This window comes from Shinella sp. GW821-FHT10F02 (assembly GCF_058809275.1).
The window spans coordinates 1-13,251 of the sequence record NZ_JBXASL010000009.1; the positions used below are offsets into that span (position 1 = coordinate 1).

Annotated in this window: 14 protein-coding genes; 12 read left to right on the forward strand and 2 right to left on the reverse strand. The window is 64.5% G+C overall.

Translation table 11 applies throughout. The features are described 5' to 3' along the window. Positions 1-170 precede the first annotated feature (170 nt). From AC1RWL_RS25460 to ureG, 12 genes are all read left to right on the forward strand, one after another. Positions 171-1,289, forward strand: coding sequence for a branched-chain amino acid ABC transporter substrate-binding protein (locus AC1RWL_RS25460; RefSeq protein WP_256121066.1), 1,119 nt, complete (start codon positions 171-173; stop codon positions 1,287-1,289). 152 nt (positions 1,290-1,441) lie between these two features. Beyond that, positions 1,442-2,281, forward strand: coding sequence for an urease accessory protein UreD (locus tag AC1RWL_RS25465; protein WP_493096629.1), 840 nt, complete (start codon positions 1,442-1,444; stop codon positions 2,279-2,281). Between the two features lie 116 nt (positions 2,282-2,397). Further along, positions 2,398-2,700, forward strand: coding sequence for an urease subunit gamma (locus AC1RWL_RS25470; protein ID WP_493096628.1), 303 nt, complete (start codon positions 2,398-2,400; stop codon positions 2,698-2,700). Positions 2,701-2,704: 4 nt separating this feature from the next. After that, complete coding sequence (locus AC1RWL_RS25475; RefSeq protein WP_256121069.1) at positions 2,705-2,959, forward strand: DUF1272 domain-containing protein; 255 nt, start codon at positions 2,705-2,707, stop codon at positions 2,957-2,959. 10 nt (positions 2,960-2,969) lie between these two features. Beyond that, complete coding sequence (locus AC1RWL_RS25480; RefSeq protein ID WP_327508573.1) at positions 2,970-3,275, forward strand: urease subunit beta; 306 nt, start codon at positions 2,970-2,972, stop codon at positions 3,273-3,275. Position 3,276: 1 nt separating this feature from the next. Beyond that, positions 3,277-3,708 (forward strand): lysozyme inhibitor LprI family protein, encoded by a 432-nt coding sequence (locus tag AC1RWL_RS25485; RefSeq protein ID WP_493096627.1) that lies wholly within the window; start codon positions 3,277-3,279, stop codon positions 3,706-3,708. 9 nt (positions 3,709-3,717) lie between these two features. Then, positions 3,718-4,362, forward strand: coding sequence for a glycosyltransferase family 29 protein (locus AC1RWL_RS25490; protein WP_493096626.1), 645 nt, complete (start codon positions 3,718-3,720; stop codon positions 4,360-4,362). A gap of 3 nt (positions 4,363-4,365) precedes the next feature. Next, positions 4,366-6,072 carry an urease subunit alpha gene (gene ureC, locus AC1RWL_RS25495; protein ID WP_493096625.1) on the forward strand — a complete coding sequence of 569 codons (1,707 nt, stop codon included), beginning with the start codon at positions 4,366-4,368 and terminating at the stop codon, positions 6,070-6,072. A 93-nt stretch (positions 6,073-6,165) separates the two neighbouring features. Then, on the forward strand, positions 6,166-6,999 hold the full coding sequence (locus AC1RWL_RS25500; RefSeq protein WP_493096624.1) for a GGDEF domain-containing protein: 834 nt from the start codon (positions 6,166-6,168) through the stop codon (positions 6,997-6,999). Between the two features lie 100 nt (positions 7,000-7,099). Further along, positions 7,100-7,570 (forward strand): urease accessory protein UreE, encoded by a 471-nt coding sequence (gene ureE / locus AC1RWL_RS25505; RefSeq protein ID WP_493096623.1) that lies wholly within the window; start codon positions 7,100-7,102, stop codon positions 7,568-7,570. Beyond that, complete coding sequence (locus AC1RWL_RS25510) at positions 7,542-8,231, forward strand: urease accessory protein UreF (protein ID WP_493096622.1); 690 nt, start codon at positions 7,542-7,544, stop codon at positions 8,229-8,231. Before ureE ends, AC1RWL_RS25510 begins: the two co-directional genes overlap by 29 nt. 32 nt (positions 8,232-8,263) lie before the next feature. Further along, entirely contained in the window at positions 8,264-8,875 is a 612-nt protein-coding gene (ureG, locus tag AC1RWL_RS25515; protein ID WP_492646625.1) for an urease accessory protein UreG, read from the forward strand. A 57-nt stretch (positions 8,876-8,932) separates the two neighbouring features. Here ureG and AC1RWL_RS25520 read toward each other — a convergent pair whose 3' ends face one another. After that, on the reverse strand, positions 8,933-9,616 hold the full coding sequence (locus AC1RWL_RS25520; protein WP_493096621.1) for a Crp/Fnr family transcriptional regulator: 684 nt from the start codon (positions 9,614-9,616) through the stop codon (positions 8,933-8,935). A gap of 222 nt (positions 9,617-9,838) precedes the next feature. Then, complete coding sequence (locus AC1RWL_RS25525) at positions 9,839-13,150, reverse strand: efflux RND transporter permease subunit (RefSeq protein WP_493096620.1); 3,312 nt, start codon at positions 13,148-13,150, stop codon at positions 9,839-9,841. Between the last annotated feature and the right edge of the window lie 101 nt (positions 13,151-13,251).

The window sequence follows — 13,251 nt, forward strand, 5'->3', positions numbered from 1 at the left end:
ACAACTACTACTGGCTCTATGAAAAAGCATCGCTCTTTTCATGGAAGTCTAAATAACCAGAGGGAACTCCGCGACCGCCTCTTGGCCGCGGGATAAAGCATATCGGCGCAATGATGCGGGTGTTGCGACCGGTTGAAAACGAGCCCGCGTTTAATTTTGGGAGTAACACAATGAAGAAGTCTCTCCTGTCGGCTGTTGCTTTGGCTGCAATGGTCGCATTCAGCGGCAACGCATGGGCCGACATCCTGATCGGCGTCGGCGGCCCGCTGACCGGCCCGAACGCTGCCTTCGGCGCACAGCTCCAGAAGGGTGCCGAGCAGGCTGCTGCCGACATCAACGCAGCTGGCGGCATCAACGGCGAGCAGGTCAAGATCGTGCTCGGCGACGACGTCTCCGACCCGAAGCAGGGCGTTTCCGTTGCCAACAAGTTCGTTGCTGACGGCGTGAAGTTCGTTGTCGGCCACTTCAACTCGGGCGTTTCCATCCCGGCTTCGGAAATCTACGCTGAAAACGGCGTCCTGCAGATCTCGCCGGCTTCCACCAACCCGACCTACACGGAACGGGGCCTGTGGAACACCTTCCGTACCTGCGGTCGTGACGACCAGCAGGGCGCGGTAGCCGGTGCCTTCATCGCTGCAAACTTCAAGGATGGCAAGGTTGCCGTTCTGCACGACAAGACGCCTTACGGCCAGGGTCTCGCAGACGAAACCAAGAAGGCGACGAACGAAGCCGGCATCACGGAAGTGATCTATGAAGGCGTCAATGTCGGCGACAAGGACTTCTCCGCTCTCATCGCCAAGATGAAGGAAGCCGGCGTCAACGTCGTCTATTGGGGCGGCCTGCACACCGAGTTCGGCCTCATCGAGCGCCAGGCTGCCGACCAGGGCCTGAAGGCTCAGTTCATCTCGGGCGACGGTATCGTCTCGAACGAACTGGCTTCCATCGCTGGCGACGCCGTTGACGGCACGCTGATGACCTTCGCTCCGGACCCGCGCAAGAACGCAGCTGCCAAGGACCTCGTCGAGAAGTTCCGCGCAGCCGGCTTCGAGCCGGAAGCCTACACGCTCTACGCATACGCTGCCGTCCAGGTCATCGCTGAAGGCGCCAAGGCTGCCGGTGGCATCGATCCGCAGGCTGTTGCTGAAGCGATCAAGTCGAAGGGTCCGTTCCAGACCGCCATCGGCGAACTCGGCTTCGACGAAAAGGGCGACATCACCCGCCCGGACTACGTCCTCTACACCTGGAAGAAGGGTGAAGACGGCAAGTACACCTACGTCGAGAACGAATAATCGTCTCACGCGGAAAGGGCGGCGCATGCACGCCGCCCGACCGTCTCAGCTTCGAGCCCGGCCATCGCGCCGGGCTTTTTTATGGCCGCCCGGAGGCATGAGCGCTTGCACGGGAGGGCCGCATCGGGGAACCTGCCGGCATGACAGCATCCATGGAACAACCACCCGTTCAGCAAGGGGAAGGCGCTTTGCCCCGTCCGCAACGCGCGCGCGGGCAGGGGCGGCTTGCCGCTAAAGCGTCCGCCGCCGGTACCCGCCTCGACGTGCTCTATCAGGACGGTTGCGCCAAAATCCGCCTGCCAAAAACCTTCGACGGCACGATGGAGGCCGTGCTCATCAACACGGCCGGCGGGCTGACTGGCGGCGACCGCATCGACTGGTATCTTTCGGCGGCCGCCGGCACGCGCCTGACGGCGACGACGCAGGCCTGCGAGCGGATCTACAAGGCGAGCGCCTCCACCGCGACGGTCGAGACGCGCATCGAGGTCGGCGCCGGCGCGCGGGTCGACTGGCTGCCGCAGGAAACCATTCTCTTCGATCGCTCCTCGCTCACCCGCCGGCTGGAGGTCGATCTTGCGGAAGACGCGCGCTTCCTGGCGGTCGAGGCCATCCTGCTTGGCCGCAAAGCGATGGGCGAGCAGATGGAGACGGGGCTTTTCCGCGACCGTTGGCGCATCCGCCGCGCCGGCAAGCTGATCCATGCGGAAGAGGCGAGCCTTTCGGGTGATGTGGCGGCGCTGACGGGCGAGCGCGCGGTGCTGGCCGGCGCGCGCGCCTTTGCCACCGTACTCTTTTGCGGGCCGGAGGCGGAAGCCCATCTGGAGCCGCTGCGCCGGCTTCTGGGCGAAACCGATGGCGGCGTCAGCCATTGGCAGGACAAGCTCGTCGCGCGCCTGGTGGCGGACGACGGTTTTGCCCTGAGAAAAAAACTCCTGCCGCTTATTTCGCACTTGCGTAACGGCGCGAGCGTGCCGAAAGTCTGGACTCTGTAACGCGCTAAGCAATCCTATGGGATTTGCCTCCACGCGCCACCTTCCTGTTTTGCGTATGTCGCGCGCGCAAAACCTTTGCATAGTAGGCGCGATCGGAATCAAGCGATGGACTGCCTATGAATCTCACTCCCCGCGAAAAGGACAAACTGCTGATTGCCATGGCGGCGATCGTGGCGCGCAGGCGGCTTGAGCGCGGCGTGAAGCTCAACCATCCCGAGGCGATTGCGCTGATCAGCGATTTCGTCGTCGAAGGTGCGCGCGACGGCCGCTCCGTCGCCGACCTCATGGAGGCGGGCGCCCATTTGCTGACGCGCGACCAGGTGATGGAGGGCATCCCCGAGATGATCCACGACATCCAGGTGGAAGCGACCTTTCCCGACGGCACGAAGCTCGTGACCGTGCACGAACCGATACGGTAGGACCATGCTCGACCTCAGGCCCAACTGCGAATGCTGCGACCGCGATCTTTCGCCGGAAAGCCCGGACGCAATGATCTGCACCTTCGAATGCACCTTCTGCGCCGATTGCGTGACGGGCGTTCTCGGCGGCGCCTGCCCGAATTGCGGCGGCGACTTCACGCGCCGGCCGGTGCGGCCGGCGGCGCTGCTTGCAAAATATCCGGCATCCACCAAGCGGGTCCTGAAAGCCGAAGGCTGCGGGCCGGCAAAGGCCGCGTGAGAGGAAGACCATGATCCCCGGTGAAATCATCGCCGCGAGCGGCGACATCGAACTCAATGCCGGCCTGCCGGTGACCACGCTCGACGTCGCCAATACCGGCGACCGGCCGATCCAGGTGGGCAGCCACTACCATTTCTACGAAACCAATGCCGGGCTCGCCTTCGACCGCGAGACGACCCGCGGCCTGCGCCTCGACATCCCCGCCGGCACCGCGGTGCGCTTCGAGCCGGGGCAGACGCGCACGGTTCGCCTCATTCCCTTCACCGGCAAGCGCGAGATCTACGGTTTCCGCCAGAGCGTGATGGGAAAACTCTGACATGGCTTTGCATTTCCGGACCCTCATTGCCGCCGCCTTCCTTCTCGTCCCGGCCACCTTCGCGACCGCGCAGGACAACGAGCCGGAGGTCGACTGCGATAACGCCATGACGCAGATGGACATGAACGTCTGCGCCAACCGCGATTACGAGACCGCCGATACGGAGCTGAATGCCGTCTACAAGAAGGCGATGGATGCGGCGCGCGAGATGGACGTGCAGGCCAAGGACATGGGCGAGCACTATGTCGGCGCCGTCGATGCGCTGAAGCGCGCCCAGCGTGCCTGGATCGGCTATCGCGACGGCCAGTGCGAATTGGCCGGTTTTGCGGCGCGCGGCGGCTCGATGGAGCCGATGCTGGTCTCCGGCTGCCTTGCCGACCTCACGCAGAAGCGCACGGCGGAGCTGAAAACCGTCTACGAATCGGAAAACTGAGGGCCGCCGGTGTCGCGCAGCATCGCCATCGTCGGAAACGGCAGCATCCCCGAGGGGGTGGCGGGGGCGATCGATGCCGCCGACCTGGTGATCCGCTTCAACGATTGCCGCTCGGCTGGCCGCGGCGGGCGGAAGACCGATGTCGTCGCCGTCTGCAACACCGGCCGCCCGGCGCTCGGCATGCTCGGCGGCGGGCGCTGGAAGGCGAGCGAACCGGTGCGGCAGGCGGGGGAATTCTGGTGCGTGCGGGCTTCGGAAACGTTTGCCGCCATGCGCGCGCCGCTTGCCATAAGTCATCCCGATCTCGATGATTTCTGCGACGACTATACGATCGGCTTCGAAACCTTCGCCCGCGCCACCGGCCGGCGGCTGAGCGTCGTTCCGGCCGCGACCCACCAGGCGCTCGACGCCGCACTTTCGGCGTTCGATCCGTCGCCCTATGTGGTGCCGAGTTCGGGCCTGATCGTCATTGCTTACGTACTCGATGCGATCGCCGGGGAGGGCGACCGTGTCGCAATCGCCGGCTTCGGCCATGAGGGCTGGGAATGGCATCCCTTCGCCGCGGAGCGGCGCTGGACGGATGCGCAAATCGCCGCCGGCCGCCTCGAACGTCTCGACCACCAGAACACGACACCTGCCTCCCGGGGAACCTGAACCATGTCCTACAGAATGTCCCGCGCCGCCTATGCCGCCATGTTCGGCCCGACCACGGGCGACAAGGTGCGGCTTGCCGATACCGAGCTCTTCGCCGAGGTGGAGAAGGATTTCACCACCTATGGCGACGAGGTGAAATTCGGCGGCGGCAAGGTCATTCGCGACGGCATGGGCCAGAGCCAGGCGACACGCGCCGAGGGCGCCGTCGATACCGTCATCACCAATGCGCTGATCATCGACCACAGCGGCATCTTCAAGGCCGATGTCGGCCTGAAGAACGGCCGCATTGCCGGGCTCGGCAAGGCCGGCAACCCGGATACGCAGCCGGGTGTCACCATCATCGTCGGCCCCTCGACGGAGGTGATCGCCGGCGAGGGAAAAATCCTGACGGCGGGCGGCATGGACGCCCATATCCACTATATCTGCCCGCAGCAGATCGACGAGGCGCTGGCAAGCGGCATCACCACGATGCTCGGCGGCGGTTCCGGACCGGCGCATGGCACGCTCGCGACGACCTGCACGGGCGCGTGGCATATCGAGCGCATGATCGAAAGTTTCGATGCCTTCCCGATGAACCTCGCGCTCGCCGGCAAGGGCAATGCCTCGCTTCCCGCGCCCATCGAGGAGATGGTGAAGGCCGGCGCCTCGTCGCTGAAGCTGCACGAGGACTGGGGCACGACGCCGGCGGCGATCGATTGCTGCCTTTCCGTCGCCGACGAATACGACGTGCAGGTGATGATCCACACGGACACGCTCAACGAAAGCGGCTTCGTCGAGGACACGATCGACGCCATCAAGGGCCGCACCATCCACGCCTTCCACACGGAAGGGGCGGGCGGCGGGCATGCGCCGGACATCATCAAGGTCTGCGGCCACGCGAACGTCATCCCGTCCTCGACCAACCCGACGCGGCCCTACACGGTCAACACGATCGCCGAGCATCTCGACATGCTGATGGTCTGCCATCACCTGTCGTCGTCGATCCCGGAGGACATCGCCTTCGCCGAAAGCCGCATCCGCAAGGAGACGATTGCGGCCGAGGACATCCTGCACGATATCGGCGCCTTCTCGATCATCTCCTCCGACAGCCAGGCGATGGGCCGTGTCGGGGAGGTGGCGATCCGCACCTGGCAGACCGCCGACAAGATGAAGCGCCAGCGCGGCAGGCTTGCCGGCGAGACGGGCGACAACGACAACCTGCGCATCCGCCGTTACATCGCGAAATACACGATCAACCCGGCGATCGCCCAGGGCCTCAGCCACGAGATCGGCTCCATCGAGGTCGGCAAGCGGGCGGACCTCGTTTTGTGGAACCCGGCCTTCTTCGGCGTGAAGCCCGATATGGTGCTTCTGGGCGGCACGATCACCATGGCGCCGATGGGCGATCCGAATGCCTCGATTCCGACGCCGCAGCCGGTGCATTACCGGCCGATGTTCGGGGCCTTCGGCAAGATGCGCACCAATTCCTCGGTCACCTTCGTCTCGCAGGCGGCGATCGATCTGGGCCTGCGCGAGCGCCTTGGCGTCGCCAAGCAGCTTCTGCCGGTGCGAAACACGCGAAAAATCTCCAAGGCCTCGATGATCCTCAACGACCTGACGCCGCATATCGAGGTGGATCCGGAGACCTACGAGGTACGGGCGGACGGCGAATTGCTCACCTGCGAGCCCGCGACCGTGCTGCCGATGGCGCAGCGCTACTTCCTGTTCTAGCCTCAAAACGGGACAGTTAAACTTGTACCGACTGCTTTAGACGAATCTGAAAGAAAGTCGCGTAATATCCTTCCGTTCAAGATGGAGAGATTTATGCGTGGCAGGCTGGCCCTTTGGCTGAGGGCCCAGTGGGAGGTCGGTGTCTTCCGGACACGGGCCGACATTTCGACTTTCGTGCTGAACACCGTTCTGGTGGCGATCACGCTTGCCACCGCAACCTACCTCATGGTTGCGGCAATCCTCACGAATTTCAGCTTTTTCCCCTATCCTTTCAGTGAAGCGCTTGGTTTCAACACCTCCACGACGGTGATGATCGCGGCGAGCGTGTCGGCGCTGCTCGCCTGGCTGCTGGGCACCGCCGTCCATGAAATGGCGCTGTCGCGCGCGGAATTCGAGCGGCTGAGCCGGCTCGATCCGCTGTCGGGCCTGTTCAACCGGCGTGCCTTCGCCGAGGAGATGGTGGCGGCAAACGTTAACGGTTTCTTCGTTTTGTTCGACGTCGACCGCTTCAAGGTCGTCAATGATGTCTATGGCCATGCGGCGGGCGACGAGGTCATCGTCGCCATTGCCGAAGAGCTGCAACGGGTTTTTGCACCGACCCATCTCGTCGGGCGTTTCGGCGGCGAGGAGTTTGCCGTCTTCATTCACGGCGAGGATCGCGGCGATTGCAGCCTGCTGGTCGAGGAGGCGCGCCGCTCCGTCGCCGCGCGCCGGGTCGAGACCGCCCATGGCACGGTCGCTGTCACCATGTCGGCCGGCATTGCCGACCGGCCGGCGAACCGGCCGTTCGACGCGGTCTTCGAGGCAGCGGACCATGCGCTTTATCTCGCCAAGTCGCTCGGCCGCGACCGGGCGATCCATGAGGACGAGGGCGAAGGCCTGCTGGAGCCGAGCCGCCGGGTCGCGGCGGGCGGACGTAGGCGCTAACACCTACGGCAAATGACGTAGGTCGCCGTTTCGATGGTTTCCTTGGCCGGGCAAACATGCTTTTCTCGCGGCCATATGCATCGACGCCCGAGGTCGCCCCTTGCCCTATCGCTCCACGGAAATCCTGCCGCACGGAACCGGCGGAAACCGCACGCCCATCGATATCGTCGTGCTGTCGCACGACCAGCGCCATGTGCGCCGCAAGCTCCTGCACCTGCAGCATGACGACGTCGTCATGCTCGACCTGAAGGAGCCGGTGCAGCTTTCCCATGGTGACCTGCTGCTCGCCGAGTCAGGGGAGGTGATCGAGGTGATCGCGGCGGAGGAAGCGCTTTACGAGGTGACGCCGAAGGACCGTCTGCACCTCGTCGAGCTCGCCTGGCATCTCGGCAACCGCCACCTGCCGGCGGAGTTCGAGGAGGGGCGCATCCTCATCCTGCGCGACCACGTCATCCGCGACATGCTGATTGGGCTAGGTGCGTCGGTGCGCGAGGTGTCGGAACCTTTCCATCCGCTGCGCGGCGCCTATCACGGCACGGGACATGGCCATCACCACCACGACCATGGCTGAGACGGCATCGCCCGTCGCGCTGGTGCGGCTGATGACATGGCTGTCGCCGGCCTTCCCGGTCGGCGCCTTTTCCTATTCGGGCGGGCTGGAACAGGCGGTGAGCGCCGGCGATATCGTTGACGCCGGCGCGTTGCGCGACTGGCTCGCGAGCCTTCTGTCGCATGGCAACCTCTGGAACGACGCCGTGCTGTTCGCCGAGGCGCACCGTATCGCCGACGACCGGGTGCGGCTGGCGGATGTTGCGATCTTGGCGGAGGCGCTTTCGGGCTCGGCGGAGCGGCATCGCGAGACGATGTTGCAGGGCGAGGCCTTTCTCACCGCGGCATCGAGCTGGCCGCATCCGGTGCTGGAGGCGCTGGACAAGGCGGCCTATCCGGTGGCCGTCGGCGCTGTCTCCGGCGCGCATGGCATAACGGCCGAAGCGGCGCTAGCGGCCTATCTGCACGCGGTCGTCTCGAACCTCGTCTCGGTCGCCATCCGCTGCGGCGTCATCGGCCAGCGCGACGGGGTGGCGACGCTGGCGGCGCTGGAGACGCAGATCATCGCGCTTGCAGCAGCGGCGTCGGCATCGACGCTCGACGACCTCGGCTCGTCGACCATTCGCGCCGATATAACGAGCCTTCGGCATGAGATATTATCGGTCCGGCTGTTCCGCTCATGAGCCGGCAGATTTTTTTAGGACGGAGATTTGGAATGACATCGAAGAACGGTCCCCTGCGCGTCGGCATCGGCGGCCCCGTCGGCTCGGGCAAGACGGCGCTCACCGAAAAGCTCTGCAAGGCGATGCGCGAGCACTATTCCGTCGCCGTCGTCACAAACGACATCTACACGAAGGAGGATGCGGAGGCGCTGGTGCGCATGCAGGCGCTGCCCTCGGACCGCATCGTTGGCGTCGAGACCGGCGGCTGCCCGCACACAGCAATCCGCGAGGACGCCTCGATCAACCTCCAGGCCATCGCCGATCTCAACCGGCGTTTTCCCGATCTCGACGTGGTCTTCATCGAATCCGGCGGCGACAATCTGGCGGCCACCTTCTCGCCGGACCTGGCGGACCTGACGATCTATGTGATTTCCGTCTGCCAGGGCGAGGAAATCCCGCGCAAGGGCGGGCCGGGCATTACCCGCTCGGACCTGCTCGTCATCAACAAGAAGGACCTGGCCCCGCATGTCGGCGCCGATCTCGACGTGATGGAACGGGATGCGGGGCGCATGCGCGTCGCGCGGCCCTTCGTCTTTTCCGACATGAAGCGTGGCGAGGGCGTCGAGCGCATCGTCGACTTCCTCAAGGTGCAGGGCGGGCTCTAGATTCTTGTTTTCCGCATTGTCCGACGCCGAAGCGATACCGCTTCGGCTGGAAATGCTCTAGATCCGCCGCAAGGCTTCCGGATCGCCGATATGGACGAGGCGGCCGCGCACGTTGACACCGTGGCTGCGCAGCATGGAAAAGGCGCGTGACAGGGCTTCGGGTGCCAGCCCGAGTTTTCCGGCGAGCAGGCTCTTCTGGTAGGGCAGGCGGAAGCTCGTCGGCTTGCCCTCCACCGGGCAATGGGCGAGCAGGTAGCGCGCCACGCGTTGCGGGGCGGTGTGCAGCCGGTCGTCGGCGAGGCTGGCGAAGGCGCGGGAAAGCTGCGCCGAAAGCGCGCTGGCGAGTGCGATGGCGAGGTCCGGCCGGCGGCTTGCGATATCGCGCACGCGTCTCAGGTCGAAGCGGGCGATCAGCGAGGGTTCGGCGGCCTGGGCGGTTGCGGCATAACGGCCGCCATCGAGCACGACGCTGGCGCCGATCAGGTCGCCCGGGCCGTAGAGCTCGACATCGGCTTCGCGCCCATCCGGATCGAGCTTGTAGACGCGCATATAGCCTGAAAGCACGCAATGCAGCATGTCGGCGGGCTCGCCCTCGCGAAACAGCATCTGGCGAGCCGGCAGGTTGCCGATGGCCGCGATCTCCATCATCGCCGCAACGCTTTCCACGCCGAGCATGGACAGGAGGCCGGAATTCAGCAGGGTTTCCCGTTCCCGTGCGCCGGGTTTCATCAGCCTGTTCATCGATCTCACTCCATGCTCCTCGCCGCTTCATAATTTCATCCTGAAAGGATAAAATTATGAAGCAGATTCAACATGCTACAGCGACCTTTGCGCGTCATGAATGACGCGCGGCGCTGTAGTGTCTTCGGTCTTCGATGACAAGACGATAGGCGAGGGCAGGCAAGTCCGACTTGATTTCGATCAATCAAAACAAAAACGGCCGGTGCGAACCGGCCGTTTGTTTCATTCCGCGGCGAGTGCCGAGTGGTGCACCACGCTGAACGGCTTTCGCTCGCCGTTCTTCTTCTCCAGCGTCTCGATGCGCTTTTCGAGGTCCGAGACGTCGCGGGCGGTCTGGTCGGCAAGGCGGGTCAGCGCCTCCGGCTCCATGGCCAGCAACTCGTCATCCTTCTTGCCGACGAAGCGGCCGAAGAGCCAGCCGAGGAAGCGCGAGACGTCGTCCATGATGAGGAAGAAGGAGGGCACGACGACGAGCGACAGCACCGTCGAGACGATGATGCCGCCGATCACGGCGATCGCCATCGGCGAGCGGAACGAGCCGCCTTCGCCGACGCCGAGTGCGGAGGGCAGCATGCCGGCCGACATGGCGATGGAGGTCATGACGATCGGGCGGGCGCGCTTGCGGCCGGCCTCGATCATCGCCTCCACCCGGTCCATGCCGTGATGCATCATCTCGATGGCGAAATCCACGAGCAGGATGGCGTTCTTCGTCACGATGCCCATCAGCATCAGGATGCCGATAAGGACGGGCATGGAGAGCGCGTTCTGCGTCAGGATCAGGCCCGCCGCCACGCCGCCGATGGCGAGCGGCAGCGAGAACAGGATGGTGAAGGGCTGGATGACGTCCTTGAACAGCAGGATCAGCACCATCAGCACGAGCAGCACGCCGAGCAGCATGGCATTGCCGAAGGACTGCTGCATTTCCGCCTGAACTTCCGCGTCGCCGCTTTCCGCGAACTGCACGGTGGATGGCATGTCGGTGCTGGCGGCGATCTCCTTGAACCGGGCGCTGGCCGTATCGAGCGCTACCCCTTGCTGAAGGTCGGAACCGATCTGCACCACGCGGTTGCGGTTATGCCGCTTCACCGAGCTCGGGCCTTCGGAATAGTCGATATCGGCCACGGTGGAGAGCGGCACGACCTGGCCGTTCGCCGCCTGGACCTTCAGGTTGCGGATGGCGGCGAGGTCGGTGCGGAAGCTGCGGTCGACCTGCACGCGGATCGGGATCAGGCGATCGTCCAGTGACACCTTGCTCAGTTGCGCGTCGATATCGCCGATGGTCGCGACGCGCACCACTTCGGATATCTGCGCCGTCGTGATGCCGAGGCGGGCCATCTGGTCGTCGCGCGGGCGGATCTGCAGTTCCGGCCGCGGCAGCGAGCCTTCGGAGCTGACATTCGACAGTACCGGATCGGCACGCAGTTTGGATTCCAGCACGGCGACGGTGTTGTTGAGGTCCGCCTCGTTGTTGGAGAGCAGGTTGAACGCCAGGTCGCGCTCGCCGCGGTCATTGAGCTTGATGATGCGCACGTCCGGTATTTCGCGCAGCGTCGCGAAGAGTTCCTTCTCGATGTCCCATTGTGGACGGATGCGGCCTGTCGTCTCGACCTTCGGCAGGTAAGGACCGATCACCGGAATGCGGCCGGCAACATCGTTAACCAGCTTGTGGACGAGCGAATGTTCGAGCTTGTGGAGGATGACCGTCACCGAGGCGCGGCGCAGTTCGAGGTCGCCCTTCGGCGACGAGCCACCGAGCACGAAGACGCTTTCGACGCCGTTGATGCCCTTGACCCGCTCGAAGATCTGCGTGGTCGTGCGGTCGGTATCCTCCAGCATGGCATCCGGCGGCAGTTCGACGGAGAGCACGACGCGCGAGGCGTCTTCCGGCGGCAGGAAGCTGCCGGGAACGGTGGCGAGCAGCATGACCGAGCCGATGAGGAAGGTAATGGCGGCAAGCAGCGTCGCATAGCGGGCATACCACTTGCCCGTCGTCTTGCTGACGAGCCAGGTGTAGCCGCGCATGAAGACGCCTTCCTTCTCCTCGCCATGGCCGTCGGCATCGCCCGAGCGCATGAGATAGGCCGCCATGACGGGCGTTATCAGGCGCGCCACCACGAGCGAGAAGAACACCGCGACCGCCACCGTCAGGCCGAACTGGATGAAGTACTGGCCCGGAATGCCCGGCATGAAGGAGACCGGCACGAAGACGGCGATGATGGTGAAGGTCGTCGCGATGACGGCGAGGCCGATTTCGTCGGCGGCTTCGATCGCGGCGCGGTAGGGCGTCTTGCCCATGCGGATGTGGCGCGCGATGTTCTCGATCTCGACGATCGCGTCGTCGACGAGAATGCCGGTCGCGAGCGTCAGCGCCAGGAACGAGACGAGGTTCAGCGAGAAGCCCATCAGGTCCATGACGAAGAAGGTGGGGATCGCCGACAGCGGCAGCGCCACCGCGGAAATCAGCGTCGCCCGCCAGTTGCGCAGGAAGAGCAGCACCACGATGACGGCGAGCAGCGCGCCCTCCATCAGCGTGTGGAGAGCGGCTTCATAGTTGCCGTAGGTGAAGTAGACGGCGTCGTCGACCAGCTGGATCGAGACGTCCGGGAATTGCGTGCGCACCTTTTCCAGCGACTTCGCGACGGATTCGGCGACCGTCACTTCGCTGGCGCCCTTGGAGCGGAAGACGGCGAAGGTTACGACCGGGTTGCCGTTGAAGCGCGAGAAGGAGCGCGGCTCCTCATAGGTATCGGTGACGGTGCCGAGTTCCGAAAGCCGCACGAAGCGGCCGTTCGCCAGCGCCACCATCGTGTTGTTGAGCTTCTCGACGGAGCGCGCATCGCCGAGCACGCGGATCGCCTGTTCGGCGCCGGCGATCTGGCCGCGGCCCGAGCCGACATCGGCATTCATGTTGCGGATCTGGCGGCTGACGTCGGCGGCGGTGATGCCGAAGGATTCCAGCTTGTCCGGGTTGAGATCGACGCGCACCTCGCGGTCGGCGCCGCCATAGCGGTCGATCTTGCCGATGCCGGCCTGGCCCTGCAATGCGCGCTTCACCTTGTCGTCGACGAACCAGGAGAGCTCTTCCAGCGTCATGTTGGGCGAGGAGACGGCGAAGGTCTGGATCGCCTGGCCTTCCACGTCGATCTTGGTGACGACCGGTTCCTCGATCGAGGCCGGCAGGTCGCTGCGGATGCGGTCGATCGCGTCCTTGACGTCCTGAAGCGCCTGGTCCGTCGGCTTTTCGATCTCGAAGAGCACCGATGTAACCGAGCTGCCGTCAGTGACTGTGGAGGTAATGTCATCGACGCCTTCGATGCCTGCGACCGCGTCCTCGATCTCCTTGGTGACCTGCAATTCGAGTTCCGCAGGGGCCGCACCACTCTGGTTCACGGTGATGGCGACGACGGGCACGTCGATATTGGGGAAGCGCGTGATGGGCAGCGCATAAAAGGATTGGATGCCGACGAACATCAGCAGGAAAAAGGCGAGCAGCGGCGCAATCGGATTGCGAATGGACCAAGCTGAAAAGTTCATGTCCCCAAAGTCCTCGATAAGAGACCAGACGTTGTTCAGGCTGCCGGCCCCACCCGGCTGACCCGTATATGACCAGGCGCCCCACGCCCGGCATTGCCCCC

Bases quoted from the DNA above. Each gene is read 5' to 3' on its own strand.
- AC1RWL_RS25460 (WP_256121066.1), top strand. From the start codon at position 171: ATGAAGAAGTCTCTCCTGTCGGCTGTTGCTTTGGCTGCAATGGTCGCA.
- AC1RWL_RS25465 (WP_493096629.1), top strand. From the start codon at position 1,442: ATGGAACAACCACCCGTTCAGCAAGGGGAAGGCGCTTTGCCCCGTCCG.
- AC1RWL_RS25470 (WP_493096628.1), top strand. From the start codon at position 2,398: ATGAATCTCACTCCCCGCGAAAAGGACAAACTGCTGATTGCCATGGCG.
- AC1RWL_RS25475 (WP_256121069.1), top strand. From the start codon at position 2,705: ATGCTCGACCTCAGGCCCAACTGCGAATGCTGCGACCGCGATCTTTCG.
- AC1RWL_RS25480 (WP_327508573.1), top strand. From the start codon at position 2,970: ATGATCCCCGGTGAAATCATCGCCGCGAGCGGCGACATCGAACTCAAT.
- AC1RWL_RS25485 (WP_493096627.1), top strand. From the start codon at position 3,277: ATGGCTTTGCATTTCCGGACCCTCATTGCCGCCGCCTTCCTTCTCGTC.
- ureC (WP_493096625.1), top strand. From the start codon at position 4,366: ATGTCCTACAGAATGTCCCGCGCCGCCTATGCCGCCATGTTCGGCCCG.
- AC1RWL_RS25500 (WP_493096624.1), top strand. From the start codon at position 6,166: ATGCGTGGCAGGCTGGCCCTTTGGCTGAGGGCCCAGTGGGAGGTCGGT.
- AC1RWL_RS25510 (WP_493096622.1), top strand. From the start codon at position 7,542: ATGGCCATCACCACCACGACCATGGCTGAGACGGCATCGCCCGTCGCG.
- ureG (WP_492646625.1), top strand. From the start codon at position 8,264: ATGACATCGAAGAACGGTCCCCTGCGCGTCGGCATCGGCGGCCCCGTC.
- AC1RWL_RS25520 (WP_493096621.1), bottom strand. From the start codon at position 9,616: ATGAACAGGCTGATGAAACCCGGCGCACGGGAACGGGAAACCCTGCTG.
- AC1RWL_RS25525 (WP_493096620.1), bottom strand. From the start codon at position 13,150: ATGAACTTTTCAGCTTGGTCCATTCGCAATCCGATTGCGCCGCTGCTC.